The 23,702-nt window shown below is 46.2% G+C and carries 17 protein-coding genes; 6 read left to right on the plus strand and 11 right to left on the minus strand.

The window, feature by feature from the left end:
* The first annotated feature begins 235 nt into the window (after positions 1-235).
* The 3 genes from AC5JBY_RS16665 (at position 236) to AC5JBY_RS16675 (ending at position 4,222) form a co-directional block, all read left to right on the plus strand.
* Complete coding sequence (locus AC5JBY_RS16665; RefSeq protein WP_495905755.1) at positions 236-1,003, plus strand: DeoR/GlpR family DNA-binding transcription regulator; 768 nt, start codon at positions 236-238, stop codon at positions 1,001-1,003.
* A 219-nt stretch (positions 1,004-1,222) separates the two neighbouring features.
* The gene (locus tag AC5JBY_RS16670) at positions 1,223-2,395 is read left to right on the plus strand and encodes a hypothetical protein (protein WP_495905756.1); all 1,173 of its coding nucleotides are present in this window, start codon (positions 1,223-1,225) and stop codon (positions 2,393-2,395) included.
* A 12-nt stretch (positions 2,396-2,407) separates the two neighbouring features.
* Positions 2,408-4,222, plus strand: coding sequence for a sensor histidine kinase (locus AC5JBY_RS16675; protein WP_495905757.1), 1,815 nt, complete (start codon positions 2,408-2,410; stop codon positions 4,220-4,222).
* Positions 4,223-4,250: 28 nt separating this feature from the next.
* Here the strand turns inward: AC5JBY_RS16675 and AC5JBY_RS16680 are convergent, their stop codons facing one another.
* Both AC5JBY_RS16680 and AC5JBY_RS16685 read right to left on the minus strand, forming a co-directional pair.
* Positions 4,251-4,949: a LytR/AlgR family response regulator transcription factor gene (locus AC5JBY_RS16680; RefSeq protein ID WP_495905758.1), complete on the minus strand. Its 699-nt coding sequence runs from the start codon at positions 4,947-4,949 to the stop codon at positions 4,251-4,253.
* Entirely contained in the window at positions 4,946-5,707 is a 762-nt protein-coding gene (locus AC5JBY_RS16685) for a sensor histidine kinase (RefSeq protein ID WP_495905759.1), read from the minus strand. The genes AC5JBY_RS16680 and AC5JBY_RS16685 overlap by 4 nt, the downstream gene beginning before the upstream one ends.
* 226 nt (positions 5,708-5,933) lie before the next feature.
* On the opposite strand from AC5JBY_RS16685, the gene AC5JBY_RS16690 reads away from it, so the two are divergent.
* Entirely contained in the window at positions 5,934-6,827 is an 894-nt protein-coding gene (locus AC5JBY_RS16690; protein ID WP_495905760.1) for an ABC transporter ATP-binding protein, read from the plus strand.
* Positions 6,828-6,852: 25 nt separating this feature from the next.
* Entirely contained in the window at positions 6,853-10,467 is a 3,615-nt protein-coding gene (locus AC5JBY_RS16695) for an ABC transporter permease/M1 family aminopeptidase (RefSeq protein ID WP_495905761.1), read from the plus strand.
* On the opposite strand, the gene rluF is transcribed toward AC5JBY_RS16695, so the two are convergent.
* Together rluF and AC5JBY_RS16705 are read right to left on the minus strand one after the other, a co-directional pair.
* Positions 10,464-11,522 carry a 23S rRNA pseudouridine(2604) synthase RluF gene (rluF, locus tag AC5JBY_RS16700; RefSeq protein WP_495905762.1) on the minus strand — a complete coding sequence of 353 codons (1,059 nt, stop codon included), beginning with the start codon at positions 11,520-11,522 and terminating at the stop codon, positions 10,464-10,466. The genes AC5JBY_RS16695 and rluF overlap by 4 nt on opposite strands.
* A 98-nt stretch (positions 11,523-11,620) precedes the next feature.
* A complete protein-coding gene (locus AC5JBY_RS16705; RefSeq protein ID WP_495905763.1) occupies positions 11,621-13,021 on the minus strand; it encodes a serine hydrolase domain-containing protein in 1,401 nt (466 codons plus the stop codon).
* A gap of 267 nt (positions 13,022-13,288) precedes the next feature.
* On the opposite strand from AC5JBY_RS16705, the gene AC5JBY_RS16710 reads away from it, so the two are divergent.
* Positions 13,289-14,524, plus strand: coding sequence for a WG repeat-containing protein (locus AC5JBY_RS16710; RefSeq protein WP_495905764.1), 1,236 nt, complete (start codon positions 13,289-13,291; stop codon positions 14,522-14,524).
* 12 nt (positions 14,525-14,536) lie between these two features.
* Here the strand turns inward: AC5JBY_RS16710 and AC5JBY_RS16715 are convergent, their stop codons facing one another.
* The 7 genes from AC5JBY_RS16715 to AC5JBY_RS16745 all read right to left on the minus strand — a co-directional run bounded on the left by AC5JBY_RS16715 (position 14,537) and on the right by AC5JBY_RS16745 (position 23,669).
* Positions 14,537-17,536, minus strand: coding sequence for a protein kinase domain-containing protein (locus AC5JBY_RS16715; protein WP_495905765.1), 3,000 nt, complete (start codon positions 17,534-17,536; stop codon positions 14,537-14,539).
* A gap of 29 nt (positions 17,537-17,565) precedes the next feature.
* Entirely contained in the window at positions 17,566-18,960 is a 1,395-nt protein-coding gene (locus AC5JBY_RS16720) for a WG repeat-containing protein (RefSeq protein ID WP_495905766.1), read from the minus strand.
* 22 nt (positions 18,961-18,982) lie between these two features.
* On the minus strand, positions 18,983-19,741 hold the full coding sequence (locus tag AC5JBY_RS16725; RefSeq protein ID WP_495905767.1) for a PP2C family protein-serine/threonine phosphatase: 759 nt from the start codon (positions 19,739-19,741) through the stop codon (positions 18,983-18,985).
* Between the two features lie 35 nt (positions 19,742-19,776).
* Positions 19,777-20,514 (minus strand): hypothetical protein, encoded by a 738-nt coding sequence (locus AC5JBY_RS16730; RefSeq protein WP_495905768.1) that lies wholly within the window; start codon positions 20,512-20,514, stop codon positions 19,777-19,779.
* Positions 20,515-20,628: 114 nt separating this feature from the next.
* Positions 20,629-21,348, minus strand: coding sequence for a LytTR family transcriptional regulator DNA-binding domain-containing protein (locus AC5JBY_RS16735; RefSeq protein ID WP_495905769.1), 720 nt, complete (start codon positions 21,346-21,348; stop codon positions 20,629-20,631).
* 59 nt (positions 21,349-21,407) lie between these two features.
* Positions 21,408-22,682, minus strand: a complete 1,275-nt coding sequence (locus AC5JBY_RS16740) for a M24 family metallopeptidase (protein ID WP_495905770.1) — start codon at positions 22,680-22,682, stop codon at positions 21,408-21,410.
* A gap of 174 nt (positions 22,683-22,856) precedes the next feature.
* Entirely contained in the window at positions 22,857-23,669 is an 813-nt protein-coding gene (locus AC5JBY_RS16745) for an OmpA/MotB family protein (protein ID WP_495905771.1), read from the minus strand.
* Between the last annotated feature and the right edge of the window lie 33 nt (positions 23,670-23,702).

Consider the following 23,702-nt stretch of genomic DNA (forward strand, 5'->3'; position numbering starts at 1 on the left):
GCAATCGTAACCAAAATTGACCCAAAAAGCCGATCTTTACTTTCATTTGGGGCAAAATTGTAAACCAAATGTAACCAACTTAAACCAAATTAAAGTAAATTAAACAAAAAATAAGTCTTTGAAAGTTTTACTGAGGCGGGGAATACCCACAAATTTTACCAAATCGTAAACTCTTTGCAAGTCTTTGAAAATATTAGGAAATTAACGGCAACTTTGCGAAACCTAACTTTATTGTATGAATACGATCACCGACAGACACCAGTTTATCCTTAAAAAACTATCCGAAAAAGGCCAGGTTACCATCCCCCAGCTGATGGAAGAAATGAAAGTAAGCGGGGTAACCATCCGGAAAGACCTGAAACTCCTCGAAGAAAAGAAACTCCTGTTCCGCACCCGCGGAGGGGGCTCCATCAATAACCCATACGCCATTGAAAGACCAATAGATGAAAAGGAATTCATCAAGTCCGACGAGAAGAAAAGAATAGCAAAGGCCGCCCTCAGCCTCATTGGCCAGAATGATTCCATCATCATTGCATCCGGCACCACGGTATTTGAATTATCCCGCCAGCTGTACCCGGAGAAAAGAATAATAGTTATCACCCCCGCATTGAAAGTAGCCCTGGAGTTGATCAACCGCCCCAATGTAGAAATACTCCAGTTGGGCGGACTCGTCCATCAAAGCTCCTCATCCACTGCAGGCTCCTTTGCCGAGAAAATACTGGACGAATTGTCCTGCGGCGTGTTGTTCCTCGGTGTAGACGGCATCGACCTCGAACATGGCCTCACCATCACCAACATTGTAGAAGCCAGCCTCAACCAAAAGATGATCGGGCTTGCCCAAACAGTAGTAGTCCTGGCCGACAGCTCCAAATTCGATCGCCGCGGCTTAGGCAAGATCGCCAACCTTGATCAGATAGATTATATAATAACAGATGGTGAAGTAAGCAGAGAGACAGTAAATAAAATTGAAAAGTCCGGTGTCAAAGTAATAATAGCCGAATAAGATCACTCCAAAGTATTTCCACCCACAACATAAGCGTGATTCTACTCAATGCTTTGCATAGTTGCTGGTGACTGACAACTATTTGAAGTTTATTCCTATATTTATCCCCGTCAGGATTAAACCGATCCTCCATTGGTATTCCGCCCCCACTGAATGCGCTACGCCGTCCACCATTCTGTAAACACCGCTATTCATTTTTCAAAATACCAAAAACAGCTTATGAGTACGAGCCGGAAAGTTGGAATCCTTTTCCTCACCATGATCGCTATTTTCTACACGCCGTATTTCGGTCTTTTAATCAAAAAAAAAGGGAAAATACCACCAGATTTTTTCCACTTTCCTTCGATAGAAGCAGTCGATAAGCCCGGCTTACACTGGCTGGCCATCACGATTGCTTCGGCGCTGTTTCTCTTATTATTGTTGGTATTGGCTTTCCCCCGCTTGTTTGGATTTAAGAAAGACACCACGGCTGTTCCTCCCGTAAAAAAGGCAAAACTGCCACTTTGGTTCTGGATCGGATTGGTACTTTGGGTAGCCATCCTGATAGTCTTTGCGGCAAAATTAACCGGCCCTAAATGGGTCGTCGATTGGGCCCTGATCCCGCTGTGGTGGGGATTTATCCTCATGCTGGATGGAATCGTGTACGCCAGGAGCGGAGGAAAGTCGATGATGAAAAACGCAACAGCCGAACTGATTGCTATGGGTATATTATCGATTTCAGGTTGGCTGATCTTTGAATATTTTAACTTCTTCATAGAAACCAATTGGTACTATCCCGCCGCCAAAAAGATGAGCACCCCCGGCAACTTCCTGCTATATGCAGTAATAGGATCGTCGGCATTCATTCCAATGGCGTTTGAATGGTATCAGCTGCTGCGAACCTTCCCCGCCTTGAACAAACGCTTTACACTGGGCAAGAAGGTCAGTTACTCCAAAACAACAAGAATCATTCTGCTCATTATCGGATTTGTAATAATGTTCTTTCTCGGCTACCTGCCCAATGGTCTTTTCTACGGTATATGGCTTGGTCCTTTAACGATCATGATCACCGTCTTGACCTTTCTCGATATCTGGACGCCGTTTAAGTCTATCAGAGATAAGGGCGACTGGACACCATTTATGCTTATGACCATTGTATGGATACTACAGGGATTTTGCGTTGAATGGTGGAACCACTTGAGCTATAGACAACCACAGTTTATCGATACAGCCAATCCGGGGTACTGGGAGTATTGCATTCCTTATGTAGACTTTTGGTGTATTTTCAATATGCCCTTCCTCGGTTACCTGGGTTATGCACCCTTCAGCATGTATTGCTTTATCTATGTGATCATCATGTCAAATGTAATGAACATCAAAATGCCTTTCAGCCTTGGCAAAGAATCCCAATAATTCTCTTTAGCGATGCGGCTATTGTTTTGTTTACTTTCGTTATTCGTATGCATTGGTGCAGCAGGCCAGGGTGACAATAAACATCCATACAAAGCGTATTCCTTTGAGGACGTTACCGGCCAGTTAAGCATAGAGGAGGTATTATCCCCCAAAGTGCAGGCAGGTTTTGTTGCCACCCGGCGATCTGTGTTGAACTTCGGCTTCACCGAGAAGATCATCTGGCTGAAATTCGAGATCGATAAGCCGGTGAGCCGGCAACTCGTGTTGAACTTTGAGCAGGCATTCCTTCCCGATGTCCAATTGTACTACCAGGATTCCAGCCAGCGATGGCAGCAAATGCGCAGCGGATACAAAGTACCGATAAGTCAGAAACCCCTTTCCGACCATTTTCAGGCCTTTCCACTGCCAGCCAATACCGCCGTTTTTTATGTGCGGCTTACACCACTAATGCATGCCATACCGGTCAGACTGATGTCAGTGGAAGAATGGGAGACCACCGCAGCCCGGCAAAAAATGGGATATGGCATCTATGCCGGTATTCTGCTCTTTGCAGTTATTATCAATATCTTTTTGTTCCTGGCCTTGCGGAAACTGTATTTTCTTAATTACTCCATCCTTGTATTCTTTTACCTGCTCACATCTGCACTGGTGATGGAAGGCTACGCGATATACTTCTTTCCGGAAATAGACCTGATGTACTGGTATAAGGTAGTTCCGGTATTGGATATGCCCGCCTTTTTATTCTATTGCATTTCATTCTTCGGATTAAGAAAACAACATCCCAGGCTCTTCAGGTTCACACTGAGCTGTGCACTATTCTTCTGCTGTTACCTGTTTACATTGCCCTACATACCCCTGATGACAGTACTATTGATCAACCAGGCATTTGCCATGTATGTATTTTTACTGGGCACATTTATTGGAATTACAGTTGGCAGAAGCGGCAACAAACTGGGCTACCTGTTCGCGCTGTCATACCTGGTATGGTTTATATTGATCCTCGTTGAGGCCATTTATATTCAAACTGGCAAGCCAGAACATCTTTTCCCCATCAGCTATGTATCGACAGCCATCTTCATCGAAGCCTTCCTGCTGGCGTTTTTACAAGCCATGCGCTTCGGATCAGAAAGAAAAGCCGACACGCTCCGCCATTTTGAAATGAAAACACAGCTCAGCAAAATGCAACAAATCTTTCAACAGGAAATACTCAACGCAAAACTGGAAATACAAGAACAAACACTCAACTCTGTGAGTCAGGAAATCCACGACAATGTGGGTCAGGTACTTAGCCTTGCCAAAATACAGGTGAACCTCATGAGTGAGAAGCCCCATAAAGACAATGAAACACTCGCTTCAGTAAAAGAACACATTGGAAATGCCCTGACAGATCTCAGGAATATAGCCAAACACCTGAACAGCCAGTTTATTAGCCATAGCACGCTGGAAGAAACAATCTCGAATCAGGTAGAAAAAATAAATCAGCTGGAATTCATACAGGCCAGTTTCACTGTTACTGGCGAAGAACTAACCATCGACAATCAGAAAAAACTGATCATTTTCCGCATAATACAGGAAAGCATACAAAATATCATCAAGCATGCCAAAGCATCAAAAGTAGACATACACCTTGAATATGCTCAGCCACATTTCCACCTTACGATCACAGATGATGGCATCGGATTCGACAAAGAACAGCTTCCCCCCAAAAGCAGCGGGCTGGGACTCCAAAATATCATGAGCCGGGCCGAATTGATCGGAGGCAAAGCATCCATCGAAAGTAAAATAGACAAAGGAACCATTATCACAGTCAGCGCACCTTATGTGTAAGCGTCATCCACAAATGCGTCATGAACTTTTAACCCAACAACCTATTGATGTACGTCTTGTACATCTTGCCGATAGGTACAATGTGATCCCCCATTGAAATTTGATTACCCTTGATACTCTTGATGTGCTTGGGGGCTATTGCAAATGATCTGTGCACCTGCAAGAAATCCTCAGGAGGCAGAGAGTTTAAAACAACGACAAACGTATCCCTGACGAGGACGGATGCTGACGTTGTAACCACTTTCACAAAGTTGCCGGCCGCTTCCAGGAAAAGAATATCAGCAACACTCACCTGTATATGCTTATTATCCGATCGAAGGAAGATGGTAGCAGATGGATGAACTGGCTGAACATTTTTAGGGCCTGCGGCGGGTAGGGAAGTCCCCATCGCTTTATTCACAGCCTTTACAAACCGCTGGAAGCTGAATGGCTTCAACAAATAATCCACTACATTGAGCTCATATCCCTCCAGCGCAAACTCCTGGTAAGCCGTAGTAACGATCACTTTAGGGGGAGAAGGCAAAGTCTTAAGAAATTCAAATCCCTTCAGCTTGGGCATATTGAGGTCCAGGAAAATAAGATCAGCACTACGTTCTTGCAGGTATTCCAACGCCTCGATGGCATCATAACAACTCTGCTGGAATACCAGGTTGGGCAACATATCACAGTACCCCTTGATGATACTATGAGCAATATGCTCATCGTCTATTATCAGATACTTGATCATAAATTTTTCAGCTTTAGCGTTGCCAGGTATTCCCCATCATGTTGAGCCAGCTTCAGTTGATGATTGTTTTCGTAAGCCAACGCCAGCCTCCGCTTCAGATTCTGTAAGCCAATACCGGCCTCCTCCGGCGCCATCGAATCGTCAAAATTATTCTTTATTTCAAAATAGATTTCATTAGCTGCAGTCGTAAGCGTCACGTGAACAAAAGCTTTGTCACGAAGATTCTCCACACCATGCTTAAAAGCATTCTCCACCAATATGATAAACAGCAGTGGCATTACCCGGTAACCTTCCTGTATATCCACTTTAATATCTACAGCAATCTCTTTATGATAACGCATGCGATGCAACCCGATATAGTTATGCAGGTATTCAACCTCTTTCTCGAGCGCCACCACCTCCTGCTGTGTTTCATAAATACTATACCGCATCATATCCGATAATTTAAGCACCAGCGCCGACGCCTGCTCAGGGTCCGTTTTGATCAGACCATACAAGTTATTAAGCGTATTGAAAAAGAAATGCGGGTTTACCTGGCTTTTCAGGTGCAGCAGTTCCGTCTTCTTGCGCTCATGCCGCAACCTGACCACCAATATAATCTGCCATACCAACCAGGGCACAAATACGAACCCCGTAAAGAACAGCGCAGCAATCGTAAGGTGAAGCTCATACTCCTCCATAAGAGCAGCCATGACCAGGAAGGATAAATAAACAAAGGCGATTATTGGCAGACTGTACTTCTTGAGCAACGATAGCATAAACCAAAAATAGGCAGTTGAAGCCAATAATCAGATGAACCGCCCCATACCTGACCCATAAATAGGGCAAACGACCGCTGAGCCAGGTCCAACAGCCAGCAGACCGTGATGGAATTACTTCAACACGATCCAAACGCTGTATACCCCTCTGCCGGATGCTTTGGGCACACTCATTTGCAAAGCCTCTTACCCGGCTGTAGGTTTGAAATAAATCACAAGAACGACAATGGACATACTCACCATAACAGGATTATCAAAAACATACGGGAACGGCGTGCAGGCACTCAGCGAGGTTTCGTTAACCATCCCGGTAGGCATGTTTGGGCTTTTAGGCCCCAATGGCGCTGGCAAATCCACCCTGATGCGCACCATTGCCACCCTGCAGGACCCGGACAAAGGCACGATCATGCTGGGAGAAACGGACCTCCTGAAAAACAAATACCAGGTAAGAAGTAAGCTGGGGTACCTGCCACAGGAGTTTGGCCTATACCCCAGGGTATCAGCCGAAGTACTGCTGAACCACCTCGCAGTACTCAAAGGCATCACCAATAGAAAAGAACGAACAGATATAGTGAAAGCCCTGCTTCACAAAACAAACCTCTATGAGAAAAGAAAGAAGAACCTCGGCACCTTCTCAGGTGGCATGAAACAACGTTTTGGCATAGCACAGGCACTACTCTCTAATCCCAAACTACTCATCGTCGACGAACCAACAGCAGGCCTCGACCCCACAGAGAGAAACCGGTTCCATAACCTGCTCTGTGAAGTAGGCAATGAAACAATTGTGATCCTGTCCACCCACATTGTGGAAGACGTGAAAGAACTCTGTCCCCATATGGCCATCATCAGCAATGGGAAAGTACTGTTGACCGGAAACCCTCTACAAGCCATTGAAGACATAAGAGGCAAAGTCTTCAGCAAGACTATTCCCAAAGGCCAGCTCGACACATACAAAAAGAGCCATACAATAATCGCAGAACGGCTTTTCCAGGGCAATACCGTCATTCACATCTTCAGCAACAGTGATCCGGGCGATGGCTTCAGGCCCGTCGAAGCAGACCTGAGCGATGTATACTTCTCACAGATATTCGGTCAACCTGCACCCACTCAAAAGCAATAACAAATCAACTCCTAACACCATCACTATGCTGTTTGAAATAAGCAGGTTCGAGATCAATTACCGTCTCCGGCAATACAACACGTACATCTACTTCCTCATCCTGTTCCTGTTTTCCATCGTCGCAGTGGACTTCGTGTACGAAGGCCAACCCGGCCCCCTCAAGCGCAATGCGCCCATGATCATAGCAAGAACAATGGGCATTATGACAGCCCTGCTCCTGATGATTCCCTCCATGATCACAGGAGTGGCAGTATTGAGAGATGTTGATCACAGGATGGAATCACTGCTATTCGTCAATCCCATGAAGAAAAGAGACTACCTGCTTGGCAGATTCCTGGGCTCATGGGTGATCCTTGTATTTATCTTCACCGCTATACCATTGGGCATGATGGTGGGCGACCTGATGCCCTGGCACAATCCGGACAAATTGATACCAGTTGATGCCTGGCATTATTGGCAGCCCTTCCTGTTGTTGGTGATCCCCACCTTATTCTTCAGTGGCGCGCTCTTTTTTGTTACCGGGGCATTGAGCCGCAAACTACTCATCGTCTATATCCAGGGATTTTTCTTCCTGCTCGTTTATCTGCTGGCGATCAATCTGACAAATGGCCCGGACACATCTTTGCTCACAGGCCTGCTCGATCCCTTCACCTTTCAAACAGTCAACATAGCCACCTCATCCTGGAACACCGTTGAACGCACTACTTCAATGGTACCCCTAACAGGAATACTGCTGTACAACCGGCTGCTCTGGGTAGCATTTGGAATAGTCACCCTTGCAGTGGGACACCATTTCTTCAGCTTCACGGTAGTAAGAGATAAAGCAACCCAAAAGAAACGGCAAACTGCCAAAACAGAAAACAAAGAACAGGATGAACCGGTATCGGCGCCTGTACCGTGGCCTTCGCCACAGGAAGACACACAAACCGGTATCGTTCAGCTTTTCCATATCACACTATACAGTTGCAGATCGATCATCAGCACCATTTCCTTCAAGGCTATCGTAGCCTGCGGAATAGGCATCTTGCTCATCAACTCATTCAACCTCGGCACCACCTATGGTGTCGACAATGTACCAGCCACCTATATTATTACCAGCGAATTGGTGGAAATGACAGCGATCTTCTTTGCAGCCATTATTCTTTTCTATTCAGGCGAGCTCGTCTGGAAAGAGAGAGACAACAGGATCAACCAGCTTGTCGATACACTGCCCGTTTCGAACTTGATAATCCTGAGCGGTAAATTCCTCGGGCTAATGCTGGTACTGGTACTGCTCGTTTTTGCCATGATTGGTACAGGTATACTTTTCCAGTCACTCCACGGATATTACAACTACGAACTACCGCTTTACTTCGCCGCCTTTTTCATTGAGATCTTTCCTTTCCTGTTTTTACTAAGCATAGTATGCTTTACGTCGCAGGTGCTCGTAAACAACAAGTACCTCGCGCATCTCGCAGCAGGTATATTTATCGCAATAAGCACCCTCGGATGCAGGATGCTGGGGCTGGATCACGGCCTTATTACTTTTGGCGGCTCTTTGCTACCCCCTTACTCCGCCATGAATGGATATGGTCACTTGCTGAAGCCTTACGGGTGGATCAAACTATATTGGATATCCTTTGCCCTGCTGCTTTTTATGATAGCTGTTATTTTTTCCGTAAGAGGAATGGATACCGCGTGGAGGAAGCGCTGGCGGCAAAGCCGGCTGCAGTTTACGCCCCCGGTGAAGCGGATCATGGCAACAGCAATGATTGTCTTTATGATTGCTGGAAGCTATATCTTTTACAATACCAATATCGCCAACACCTGGGCATCCCGGGCCACCCAACAAGCGTATAGGGCAGAATACGAGCAGTTGCTAAAACCGTTCACGTCACTTGCTCAGCCCAGAATAGCTGCAGTATACCTGAACCTCGACCTGTACCCCCACAAAAGAGAATATACAGTAGAAGGCCAATACACCCTGTTCAATCCAGGAGAAAAAGCAATCCATGAGATCCACATCCAAAAGCTACCCGACGACGAGGTGGAGCTGGAATACCTTGCAGTAGAGGGAAGAACTACGCCGGATAGCACGCATAAACGATTTGGTTATTATATCTTAAAGCTGACACAACCACTCCAACCGGGAGATACTTTAAAACTGAAATTCAAACAACGCTTTACCCCCACAGGGTTTACAGAAAGTTCCCATACAGCTGTAGTATATAACGGCACCTTCCTCGACAACAATCATTTCCCAACCATTGGCTACAACCCGGATATTGAACTGGAAGAGGCAGCAATGCGTGCTGAATTCGGATTGCCTCCCCGGCCGGGAAGAGCTGCCATCAACGATGCCGTTGCCCTGCAGGAAGGCAAATCGAATGGCGATGGGGAAGAGGTCCGTTTCGAACTCATAGCCGGCACAGACGCCGACCAGACAGTCGTAGCTCCCGGCAATCTAAAAGCAACCTGGACCAAACAAGACCGGCGTTACTTTCATTTTTCGACAAACAAACCGATCTCCAATTTCTATGCAATACATTCAGCACGCTACGAGGCCATAAGAGAACGCTGGCATCCACAGAAAGAAGCCGTTGACCTTGAGATATATTATCACCCAGAGCATACGTTCAATCTGCTGAGAATGGTGAAGAGCATGAAACGTTCCCTCGACTATTACAGCCAGCACTTCAGCCCTTATCAGTATCAGCAGATACGGATAGCAGAAACACCGGTGTATAGCGGACGAGGCCAATCTTTCCCCGGGCTAATATCGATTGCGGAGAACGTGGGATTCATCATGAACATCGATGACACAACAGACATGGATATGCCTTTTTACATTGTTGCCCACGAAATGGCCCATCAATGGTGGGGTGATCAGATCAATCCTGCACATGTACAGGGCAAGACGATGCTTTCCGAATCCTTAGCCCAATACTCCGCCCTGATGGTATTCAAAAAAGAATACCCTGCCGAAAAGGTAAACCAATTGCTGAAATGGAACAGGAGTCAGTATTTAAAAGCCAGGACAGGGGGCGCCACATATGAACCACCATTGGCATTAGTAGGGTCCGGACAGGAATACATCCACTACAGAAAAGGAATGATCAACCTGCATGCATTTCAACACTACATCTCTGAAGACAGTGTAAATAAAGCACTACAGCGTTTTATCAGGGACTGGAACAGCTATACCGGTTTGAAGAAACAACACACTACCCGGTATCCCACCACAAACGACCTGTTGGGTTATTTCAGAGAAGTCACCCCCGACAGCCTGCAATACCTTATCCGGGACTTATTTACATCCGTTATCCTATACGACAACAAACTACTGCATGCAGACTATAAAAAAGTTACAGGAAACCAGTATGCAGTAACAGTGACACTGGACATGAAAAAAATACAAGTAGATAGCCTGGGTAATGAAAGAAATGCAACAATCAACGATTGGCTTGAATTAGGCATATATACAAAAGACGAACACGGGAATGACCACCTTACCCTGACAAAGAAGATCAGGGTCAATGCAGCACAAACAACACTGAAACTACTCATCCCACAAAAGCCATCAAAGATCATCCTGGACCCCAACTTACTCCTTATTGACAAAAACCTGACCGACAATGAAAAGCCTTTTGATGAGCGTTAGCGACGTCCTTTGCTTCTGAAATTCTTAAAAGAACCTTCAGCGCCCGATCGCTTTTCCTTTTTAGGATGGTCGTTTTTCTTTGCCGTATTCTTTTGGGGAGGAGAGCCCTTTCCCGGCCGGGCCTTGGCAGACTTCTGCGCAGCATTTTCACGCTTCCAGGGCTTCTCTGCCGTTTTACCTGTTTGGAATTTGCCTTCCTTGGTTGCGGGCTTTGTTGCTACATCTTTACGAACTGGCGTTTTGTCCTTGGAAGTATTGCCGGATTTTGGATGGGCCGGAGTTTGTGTGCGCCCTGCCCCCTTCTTCCTATGTGACGCTGGCTTGCTTTCGGTATTTTCCTTGTTTGAATCAGCTACAGTTTCCATCAGCAATGATATCTCTGCTTCACTGAGATAACGCCATTTGCCCAAAGGCAGTTTATCAAGCCGGACGTTCATGATGCGAACCCGTTGCAATCCCACTACAACATAACCGAGGTATTCGCACATCCGCCTGATCTGGCGGTTAAGACCTTGCGTAAGCGTGATACGGAAAGTTTGACGCCCCATCATTTGCACCTTACAAGGCAATGTGCGCGTGTCGAGAATGGGTACTCCCTGCGACATCTGTTGTACGAATGCATGATCGATGGGTTTGTTAACCCGTACGATGTATTCCTTTTCGTGGTTATTCGCGGCTCTCAGTATCTTATTGATGATATCACCATCATTGGTGAGGAAGATCAGCCCTTCAGAGTCTTTGTCGAGCCGGCCAATGGGAAATATCCTTTTAGGATAGTTCACAAAACTGATAATATTATCCTTGATGTGTAACTCAGTAGTCGTAGTGATGCCTGTCGGCTTGTTGAGCGCCAGGTATACACGTTTATCTTTTTTGGCGGCGGTCATAAGGCTGCCATCCACTTCAACTGTGTCTCCGGGTTTATACCGGTTGCCCGGAACAGCCGGCCGGTTGTTCAATAATACCCGTCCTGCAAGGATCAGGTTGTCTGCCTCCCGGCGTGAACAATAACCCGTATCACTGATAAACTTATTTAAGCTGATCGATTCGTCCAAGATGTATCTTTTTAGAGTAGTCGGCAAGTGCCTTCCGGATGCAAAAGTCGCTATTTCCGGCAACATACAAAATCAATCATCTGACGACAGCCTGGGCTTTACTGCTTATTAAAAGCCGGCAGTACGTATTTGGCAATCAGCTCATCGGAAGACGACTGGCTGTTATAACTGCCGGCAGTGATGATCGTCACCATATTTTGTTCGGGCCAAACGCTGATCCTTTGACCACCATTACCCTGTGCAGTCCTGTAATAATACCTCGTTCCGTTCACATTCAGGTATTTGATCCACCATAAGTACCCATAGCCATTGTTCTGCACAGTAGCGTGTTTGGCCAGCGACTGATCCACCCAACCCGCAGGCACTGTTTGCCTGCCATTCCATTTGCCGCCATCGAGGTACAACAACCCAAACTTGGCCATATCCCGCGGACGCAGGTACAACTGGCAGAAAGTTTCCGAACTGCTTTGATCTGGTTTAAAATGCCATTGGAAACGCGTAATACCCAGCGGTGCAAAGAGCGTCTGCACAGCAAAGTCGGGTAGGGGCATCTTAGTCGTTTTTTCAATGATGCGTCCCAACGTCACAGGATTGCCGGAACAATACATACCCTTACCACCGGGAGAGTCGATCATGGGCAGGTCCAGTGTAAACTTCACCCAATCCGGAGAATAACCCATCTTCGTTTCATTCCCTTCCGATTGACTATTGCTGATATCACAGTCCAGACCACTCTGGTTGGACAGCAGGTTTTCGACAGTGATCTTTTGCTTGCTTTCACTGAAGTTATTCAGCTTGTATTCCGGGAAATAGGAAAGTACTTTTTCATCTTTCGATTTGATATACCCCTTATCGATAGCTATCCCCGTAAGTGCAGAGATAAAACTTTTGGTAACGGAGCGGAGTTCGTGCAGGCTGTCTTTGTTATACTGGTAAAAATATTCTTCGAACACCAGCTTCCCGTCCTTAATGATCAATATGCTGTGCACATCCTTATAAGTGCCGTCGATGATCTTTTGCATCATCCCATTCAGTGCAGCCGCATCCAGCCCTGAAGTGGCAACATCCCCTGTTCGCAGGCCATCATGCAGATCAGTAGGTTGTCGATACTGGTAACCGTTTTTGCGTTCTTCTTCCGGCCTTGCGTACCAGATAGCATCCGGGAAAGAAACATTTTTGTCCAGCAGCCGGAAGGTATCATTGCGCACCGAATAACTTGTCACCATATTCTCTTTATTCCTGAAGAATTGAACTTTGTTCCTCGTTCCATCCAGGAACAGGTCTTGCGCTGCCGGTTTTAGTGGGTACATACTCTCGCCTATAACGGCATAAAGCAAAGTATCTTTCGGAGACGCTGCTATTTTAAGCGTGGTATGGTTGGTATATTCATATACACCCTGAAATTCTTTGATTTGCTGATACGTAACTGCATAAGGCTGTTGTGCACAGATTGCAAAGCTGGTTAAAAAGAACAATATGAACAGATGGAGCTTTTTCATTTGCTGTTATTATACTATCCATTAGTCCACGTCTGTGCCAATTCAATAACTCATTAATAATCAATACCAAGTGCAATAATCTAAAAATGGCCACTGTACGCTTTTGGTACGAAAAACGTTCGTTTTCAGCCTGCCTGCTAATTTTTAGCAAACGCTTTCAATAACAAGTACGGTAAAACGTTTTTAACATAGCTTACTATTTTAAAAGATTATTTTCCGGACAGGTTTATTGATTCATAAGAACTTCTTAACCCCAATTGCCCCATTATGCAAGCCTGTAAAACAATCCTGATTGTATTAATCCTTTTTATACTACATACCTCCACGTATGCACAGCCTTATTTTCGGGTAAGAGTAAACAAATTATGGGGAGTAATTGATTCCAACGGTAAAGTAGTGCTCAAGCCTGTTTACGACAACCTTTATGTATACGGGGGAAATAACAATTTCATTACAGCTGAATTGGGTGACTCTACTTTTCTTATAAACTCAAGATTGCAAATAGTGGCAAGAACAGGATATGCAGCAATCATAGAACACGGAGAAGGAATGTTTATGACAAAGCTACGTTCAAAGAACTACTACCCGGGTTTCTATGGATTAATGGACTCAACAGGAAAAATAATTACAGAACCTAAGTTCAGTCTGATGGAGCCCTTCAGTGATGGCGTCGCAAAGGTGAATATGTACGTTGACACAACGGGGGGCTACAAAGATAAAAACGAGAAAAGCGGCATCATTGATAAAAAGGGGAATTGGATCGTAAAGCCCATTTATGAAACGCGTTATATTAAATCATCCAGTGACGGTTTAATTAATTTTTACATAAAGGAGAAAGGGTGGGGAGCAATGGATGCAACAACAAAGATTATCATCGAACCAAAGTACAATTGGCTTGGTCCATATAAATATGGATACATGGAATATGGGATCAATGAACACGGGAAAGGTCTGATGAAAAAAGACGGAACAGCTACCATTCCCGATGATGGAATGCATACAATTTCCTATTGGCCACTTTCACCAGGTGATACACTTGTGATCGTTCATAAGTTGAAATTTGTGACCAACGATATTTTGCCCTATCGGTATGTTGATGGTAAAATTTATACTGTAACTGGAAGATTCCTATATGAAGCGCAATACGGAGAACAATGCACACAGCAATGCAATGGTTTTTTCCAGGTGAGCAATAATAAATTGAAGCGGGGACTGATGAATGCCTCGGGAGAAATAGTTGCACAACCCGTATATGATGTTTTACAGTGGTCGCAACCTGTATTGAAACAGGTATCAAGAAACAGAAAATGGGGCTTTATAGATGATCAGGGCAGAGAAATAATACCATGCATGTATGAATATTCCGAACCATTTGACAACGGCCTGTCTGCAATACTCGTAGGAGGAAGTTCATCAGACTATATATTCCCCGACAAATATCCCAATGTAAAAATGGGATACATCAATCAGCAGGGTAAGACCATATGGACCCCATCATGGTAGTAAATGGCCCACCTACGGCTTTGTACGCTGGATATCCTGAGCATAGGCACGATATGTTTTCACCCGGTCATCTTCCCGGCCTAGTGCTTCGAAGATGTCATTGGCGCGCTGCATAAATTTATCATACCCGCCATTCCCCGCACCGGCGCTCAGCCGGTTGGCTTGTTTATACTTTTCCACTGCTTCGGTATATTTTTCCATGCCAAATAAGAGATTAGCTTCATTGGCGAGCTGGCGGGCAGCCTTTTTGTTCGCTGCTGCCTTTTGAGCTGCTTCGGCAGCAGGATCATTGGGCTGTGTACCAGCAGTAGATGGTTTAGTAACGATGCTATCGGTATCGCATACCAGCCGGAAACCGTACATTTTATAGGTATCCCACCGGGTGGCCACGGTATGGCAATAGCCATGAAAGTGCGTTTCCAAACCATTATAAGCGCCTGTTGAATCATCGATGTAACTACCTCCTGCAATACAATAATGACCCTGATGTTCTGTGCCGGTGATCTCTGATACATTGCCAGACAGATCATAGATCCCTAATTCATTCGGCATTTTGGTTTTGACTGCATGTGTTGCATCCTGGCTGTTGCGCTTCCACCAGGCCACTTTATTCAGGCTATCATCACCAGGATAATAATAACCTTTGCCGGCAACGCCACCAGAAGCAGCAAATCCAAATTCTTCCACGGCAGGCAGGCGATAATGCCGGCCGCTGAGTTGATTGAGCTTTTGAATGAATACCTGAATATTATTCCAGCTGACTCTGTCTACCGGACAATCGTCACAACCCAGGTGCTGTGACGGATTGCTGCCCATCACTTTTTTCCACTGGGCCTGGGTGATCTCCGTTTCTCCTATATAAAAATCCTGTTGACTGGTATCTTTTTTATTGGCTCCCGCCTGTACATAAACCATGGTGTATCCTAATACAGGTTCCACAAAATTGGCTTTGCCCGATTGCTGCGGTACGTCTGCAGGCAGGCTGTCTGCTGCTGCAGACTGACCGGTTGTGGTAGTAGCTATTGCTTTGGGTTGCAGCAGCCAAACAATAAGGGGAACAGCAATGATCAGCAAGGCGGCTGTGCCTATGATCAGTCGCAGGGGAGGACGTTTTTTAGTAGCTGCCTGTGGGAACTGGCTACCAACCTGTACTTCCGTTTCTTCTTCGATGGCCAGCCGGGCTTGCTGGTAAGCTGCTATCCACTGAGCGGCTTCCGTGAAGAGATGTTCCAGCCGGACATGCGGCAATTGAAGCTGCTCCACCTGTGCCGCTTTGCTTTTAAAGGCCGTGAGAAGCATTGCGGTTGGCCCGTCAGGATTGCTGATGACGTCTTCAGGCGACCGCTTCTTCACCTCCTCAAAAGGCAGAATGAATTGTTGCAAGGCATCATACTGGTCTGCCTGCTGCGCCATACGTGACAATATAACCTGGTGTTCCTCCCTAAGCTTTGCGGCCGGGAGAGTACTTAGGATATCCTTTGCCTGCCTGAAGTTTTCCGATTCATATTGCCGCACTGCTTCCCGCAGCTTGCTGGCTATTTCCTCTTCAGCCTGTTGTTCAACAGACCTGATCTGCTCCAGCATAAGCAGCACCTCGCGCTGGTCGGCAGGGCCCAATTGCAGCAGCATATTGATGGTCGCTTTGGCAATGGCATAATGCTGGTTGCTGATAGCTTCCCTGGCTTCTTTCAACAGACTGCTGAATTTTTCCTGGGCAGATAGCTCCTCTACTTTGGACCTGCACAGGGCTATTTTAGCAATGAGCTCTGCATTATCAGGATTCAGGTGCAGCGCGCTTTCAAGATCTTCCAATGCCTTTTTATAATTGCCGCTCGCCATCCGCTCTGTGGCGTGCTCCACCAATCGTTGATAAACGGCTCTATCCTGCTGTTCCCGGATGCGGCGTTGCAAAGCTGTTTTTATTTTTTCCAGCGATGCCGTAGGAAGAAAGGCGGCTTCCGTTTCCTCTACCGCTTTCAATAACTCGCCCGGAAGCCCATTGTCAGGCAGGTTTTCCAGCCGCAGCAGCTGCTCCTGGTAGGCATGTTCTTTTTCCAGCTTGGCTTCCAGCTCGATCACTTCTTTGAAACGCTGCCTATAATAAATACTCATACCTTTTTCGATGATGGCATCGATATAATCACTGATGGTGTTGTCCGTGCGCAACACAGAAGGGGGGATCAGCTTCTCCCGCCCTGATATCAGAAGCGAACCGGGCGGTGGCGCTGTTCGCGTAAGCAAATAATAAAAGGTGGAACAAATAGCATAGGTGTCAAAGCTGGCATCAAAATGTTTCAGGTTGTCGATATCCTGCTGTTCATTAGGCGCATAATTTCGCTTGAGGCCGGTGACAAGCTGGGAGGTCTGCGACTGTCTTTCCCCATCACTGCCATAGGTGAGCGAGGCGCCAAAATCGATGAGCAGCAGCTCGTCGGTCGTTTGGTAATCCTGCGGATCGTCCGTATTCCTGATCACCCTCATCAGGAGGTTGCTGGGCGATATGTCGAGGTGCAATATGCTGCGTTCATGAATGTATTTGACAGCGGAGATAACCTGCCGGATGAACAGGAGGCCTCTTTTCCGGTCGAGATAGCCACGATCGCGGATATACTGGTCCAGGTCGATGCTTTCAATATAGTCCATGACCATATAGGCCGTGCCATTCTCCTCGAAAATATCACGGGTATTGATGATATTGGTGTGCTTGAGGCTACGGATGATCTTGCCCTCTTCCAGCTGTTTCTGCACCATTTTCTGGAAATCTTTTTTCCGGGCTGCGTTGCTGATGGTAATATAATTGTCCGGTTGGCGGTAGCAATAATCATCCACATACAGCTCTTTGATCACTACGGCTTTGGGCTTATCATAGGTGTCATACTCTTTGCCAAAGCCCGTTTCTTTATAGTAGCCGATCTCATTGGCCAGGTAAGTGATACCGAATCCGCCGGGTTTGATGACACGGATAATGCGGTAACAGTTATTTTTTAATATAGTATCAGGTGATAAATACACGGTACACTGTTGTTAAGGGTTCAGAAAATTTACTTTTTTTGCTCTATACCTTTTTTATCAATCCAGAAAGTACGCCCATCTTTTGTAACCATGGCTTGCCCGAACTCATGAAACGAGTTAGCCCAATCATATTTCGCTTTGATTACCATTTCCTGCGCCTTATTAATATAACCCCATTTACCACGTACTTTTACGGGACATAATCCCTGAGAGAATGTTCCGGCAGATTCGTAACTGAAAGGTATGATCACCTCATTTTGATTATCAATGAAGCCCCATAAACTTCCATTACTAACCCCGGCAAGTCCTTCACCAAATGGGGATACACCTGCATATGCGAACGATGTAATCGGCTTTCCTGTGGTGTCGATAAATCCCCACTTATTGTAATTTTCGCTCACTCCTAAATAACCTTCTGAATATCGATTGTGACTTTCGACATATTGAAGAGGTACGATCGGTTTTCCGAAACGATCTATCACGCCTTGTTTGTACAACTTAGTAACAACAAGCCTTTCATTGTAAAAATTGAAACGGGATATGTAATCGTATTGTAAATCTGTCAATAACCTGCCTTTCCCATCAACTATGCCAAATTTCCATTTTATGCTAACGATGGCGGTTCTTGGAATGAGAGCGCTGAAATCTTTTTCAAAAAAATCTACACTATTATACGTAGTAGTTTCCTTCGTGGCTAAATCAATAAAAATATATGTGCTACTGTCGGGGCATACCAGTACTGACCCATTTTCCAGGTTCCATGTCCATTGATAAATAGCTGGCACTATTATTTTCCCCTGTTGATTAATAAAGCCATATTTACGATCTACCCGCAAATTACTGATCCCTGCTGTGAAAGAACGTTGCTCCGGCTTCACGATCTCTTTTCCTGCTTTATCAATAACGCCTATTTTGCCATCCTTCTGTACACCGGCATAACCATTTTCATCGAAATTCCAGATACTGTCGTAGGAAGTGCTGGTAACGAACCGGCCGCTTTTGTGGAATAGCCAGTAGCCTCCAAGCGTATCCTGTATCCGGTACAGGTCGTCGGCAATACGATCAAATTCAAGAATATTTTTTAGCTGACCCGTGATGGCAAATTCCTGATTGATGCTGACGAGGTAGCCGTTTTGTTTGGTTGACATAGTTGCCCAGCCGGTATTGCCGGTCATGGTAACCCGATAGAGCCGGGCGAGGTTTTCTTTTTTTCGATTGATAAGGGCTGCATCATGTGGGCAACGCAGTGCCTGTATAACGCGCAACAAGGCAACAAGGCTATCCGCTGCGATCAGATCTTTGTTCTTCAGCAGCTGCTCATACTGGTTGGTATAATGAGCACAGTCGTCCTGGGCCTGAAGTACATCGATAGCGCCTGTGAGTAAGCAGGTCAGCAACAAACGAAATATCCATTGTTTTCTCATAAATCGAAAGATAGTGGGTGGGCTAAAGAATAACCTGTACAATAATAGCGGAATAATTATCGGCGGAATGAACCGAACAGATCTCGTCGATCTTTTGCAGGATCACCGCAGGTGTATGTCCTTCCGCAATCGCTTCAGGATCGAAATACTCCTGTATGAACTGCCTGTCGAGGCATTGCCACACACCATCGCTGCATAGCAGAAAATGATCGCCGGGCACCACCTGTTGTACGATCTGCACATCTGCCGTTACGGGTTCACTGGCGCCGGTAATAGCCCGGGTGATCACATTACGCTTCGGATGATGGGCAGCTTCTTCTTCCGTAAGGTAACCCGAAGTCACGAACTCATTGACCAGGGTATGGTCGTGGGTGCAAAAGATCACATGTCCGTTCCGGATATGATACACGCGGCTGTCACCGATATGTGCGATGGTGATGCCACCGGCATGACTGTGCAAAAGCGCGAGGGTAGTGGCCATATCATGGCTGTCAGGATGTTGTTGCTTATAAGCTTCGAGCATGGTTTCGGCTTGCTGCACGGCCGCATTTACTTCCTGCCCACCACTTTCCTTGTCTTTTACCTGTTGCTCAAAATAAGCGGCTATTGCTGTGCAGGTAAGTTGACTCGCTACTTCTCCGCTGGCGCCACCGCCAACACCGTCACACACCATAAACAGGTTAACATCCTGGGCAGGCACCTGACCGGGGGCCGGATAAATGCTGTCCTCATTCTGTTCGCGCAGCCCCTGCCGGGAAATTGCTGTATATATCATCTTCATGGTCTGGGTTCAATACAGTTAAGTAATCTGTATGATTAATTTTGAGACAATGTGTCGAGTATCTCATACACTTTCACAGCGATCTTCAGATCCCTCATATCACGGCGATATGTTTCGGCCCTTTCATTACAATCGACCACCTCTGCTGAAAGCGTAGTGTAGTTTTTAATAGCCAGGGTGCAGGCATAGGAATTGGTATTGATAATATCGCCGTTGAAAGTGATCCTAATTTCCATTTCAACCAGTTTGTTATCGGTGTCATAGATACATTTCAGGATCGTGTACCGCCGGTTGATGCCGCCATCAAACTCATTGTTGATAATATAGTTGGTACATTTTTTTGCCACAGCATCTGCATTGTCCTCATACTTAAACGCGTCGTTGGTATAGTATCCCTGACGATAAATACTTCCATCACTGTTGTAACTGGTGCCATAGCCTTCGCGCACATCATTTTGCCAATAGCCTGCGTATGACCTGTTACCGTTGGCGTTGTAGTAAGTGCCGTACCCTTCATTTTTTCCGTTTTTAACTCCTCCAATATACTTAAAAGAAGGATTCCCATTGTCGTACCATTGGATGGTTCCGTAGCCATGGCAATATCCATTCAGTGTGCTGCCGCTCCAGGTAAATACGGAGCCGGAGCCCGTTTGGTAATAGCCATTGTTATTCCAGGATCTTACCAAAGTAGGCTGCGCATTAGCCGCTGTTAATGAAAGGATTAAGCAAAAACTGAGGAGGAGGATGCGTGTGCGTGAAGTTGACTGTTTCATAATTTGTGTTTTTTGATAAGTCAAAGTTCACGACTGCAAAGGCGGCAAAGTGGTAAATAGCAATAACCGGTAGGTTTTGAACCATAACCTGCACCGGAACCCGGGTAGCGGTACTTACTTTTCTTCTTCAAGGGAAGCGAGCGCCACAAAAACGATGTCCGTTTCGCCTGCCCGGATCACTGATCTGTTGGTGAGGGGATATTCCTGGCCAGGCTCCAGGGGAAGCTGGTTGAGCAAGGTTTTTACCGGCTCCTTAATAAAGATAAAAGATTCGTAATCACCATATTCATTCTCCCGGCTGTCGATGTAAAAGTGATTACGGCTCATGACCTTATCTTCCGTCTCGATCATTACATCACAGGGCTTCAACTGGCTTTTACGGCCTACCAGTTGCAGTCCTTTTTTTAACGGCAGGATCTGGTGCTGTGCCTGGCCGCCCTGCACGATGAGGGAGCCCACTTTATCGCGCATATCCGTAGTCTTTTCCTCCTCTTCGAGCGAGGACTTGAGGAATTTCAGGACCTTCTTTCCTTTTTCCCGGGAAATGCTCACGCGTTTGGAAGAGCAAAGAATGAGCAGGTCTTGCTGCCGGGAATATTCTTTGATCTTACAAAGGTTTACCAGGGTTTGGTTGTGAACGCGTTCAAAAGGATGACCTTTCAACTCGTCTTCAAAATAGCGAAGCATCATTATGCTGGTGATTACTTCTTTATCCTCGAGGTAAACGTGGGTAAGGTGTTTGTCTGATTCCAAACACTCTATTTTATCAATTTCCCGTACCTCAAACCCTTTGGCAGTGGGTATCGACAGCCGGCCTATCTGTTGGGGACGCATCGTATTGGTATTAGCTTTTGATCATGCTAATATAGTAGTTTTAGCAGGCTGAAACGCACTTATGCATCAAAAGGTTTATCGATCGACAAGCTTGGCTGCGTAAACCACTTAGGGCCGGCCTCCGTCATGTATACACAATCTTCGAGGCGAATGCCGAACTCTCCGGGCAACACGATCATGGGTTCGATGCTAAAGCACATACCCGGTTCAAGTGTTTTCTTATTACCCAGCACCATATTGCCCCATTCGTGGCCATCCATGCCAATGCCATGCCCCGTACGATGGGGGAGGCCAGGCAATTTATAACCCGGTCCGTAACCTGCATCCGTCAATACTTTACGGGAAGCGATATCGACGTTCTCACAAGGAGCGCCCAGTTTGGCAGCCGCAAAGCCTGCAGCCTGCGCCTTTTTCTCCAGATCCCAGATCTCGCGCTGACGTTTGGTTGGAGCAGCGCCAAATACCACGGTACGGGTTATATCCGACGTATATCCATATACGGAACAGCCACAATCCATCAACACGATATCCCCCTTTTTAATTTGCACAGGCTTGATGCTCCCATGCGGCAACGCAGAGGATTGTGCAATATTCACCAAAGCACCGCCAGGCGTACCGCCCAGCTTACGGTGTGCTTCGCTGATAAACGACGACAACTCAGCATTGGTCATGCCTTCCTTTAAATTGTCTGTAGCAGTTTTTATAGCAGCCAACGTGATATCATTTGCTTTTTGCATCAGGGCAAGTTCTGCGGCAGACTTGATCATTCTGCACGGGATCGTTATCGGGTCGCCGCTGATAAAGTTGATGCCCGGTGCTTCTTTACGGACACCATCATAAACAAAAAACCTTACGCGCTCTTCTATGCCTACATTGCCGTCGGTAATACCATAGCCCTTCAGCACATCCACAATTAGTTTATAGGGGCTTTCATGTTCTTCCCAGGTTTTTACTTCACTGCCAATAGTCAGCAGTTCCCGGAACCTTTCTGCTTCAAACGCAGGACACACATATTTCACGTCACCTTTTGCCGGAATAATGGCCACCATGGTCCGCTCGCTCGCACCCCAACGAATGTTGGTAAAGTACATCAGGGATGTTCCAGAGTCCAATATAAGTGCCTGGATCTTGTTTTCAGCCATCAGCCGCTGCGCCTTGGCAATACGTTGTTTTCTTTCCTCCACCGTAATAGGCGCGGCATCGGCAGTCATGGACTGCAGGCCGTCGAAGATGGAAGAGTCAGTGCGTGAACTTGCTTTAATGATATTGATGCCAGAGAACAACGCGGCCGTACTGGCGGAAAGCTTAAGGAAATTTCTTCTTTGTAAACTCATATACCGGAATTAAAAAAGGAATTAGATCAGGGTAATGAGAATTAAGGTAAGGATATATTTCTAAAGGCAGCTTTCCCCGGGCCGATTGGTCAATATAGGTAAAGATGTGTAACCACCTACAAACAAAAGCCGCCTCCAAATGAATGGCGGCGGCTTGTTCGTTTCTATTCCGGTCTAACCATTGATCAACTTATACAATTCGTCCAGCTTGGGCGATAAAATAATTTCAGTTCTCCTGTTCTTCGCCCTTCCTTCCGGCGTGGCGTTTGCATCCACCGGATCATACAGACTATGACCAGAAGCAACTACACGCACCGGATCTACCTGGTAGTCCTTGGTGAGAATACGCACAATGCTGGTAGCCCGGGCGGTACTAAGCGCCCAGTTGTCTTCAAACCGGGTGCGGATAGGAATAGAGTCCGTATGCCCCTCGATGTTTACAGTAATGTCCTGATTGGCATTCAGCACTTCGGCAAGCTTACCCAGCGCTTCCTTTCCCTTCGTATTGACGGTCGCACTGCCGGAAGGGAATAAAAGATTTTCCTGCAGACTCACGTACACCTTACCGTTCTTTACAGACACACTCAGCTCATTGGAGTTGAACTTGACAAGCGCATCAGCCATTTTCTGGCGCAGCGCATCGGCATTCTTTTTTTGTTGTTCCAGTAATGATTGCAGAGATTCCAGTTTACGTTGACGGTCTGCCAGTTCCTGCTCACTCTTTTGCAAAGCATTCTTCTGACTGGCGATGGTGCCTGCGGCTGCACGATTGCTGGCATCCATTTTTTGGTTAAGATCAGCCAGGTTTTGTTTAAGACCGGAAACTTCCGTTTGCAGACCGGCTATTTTCTGCTCGAGCCGCGTACTATCCGCCTGCAGGCTGCTGATCGTGCCCTGGGCGGCTACCAGCTTTCTTTTAGCCACACAGCTTGTCATCAATAGAGGTACACTTGCAACAAACAACAAGGTGATTAACTGCTTCTTCATAAATGAGGATTTTATTTAATTACAGGCAGCACA

The organism is Paraflavitalea sp., assembly GCF_059502485.1.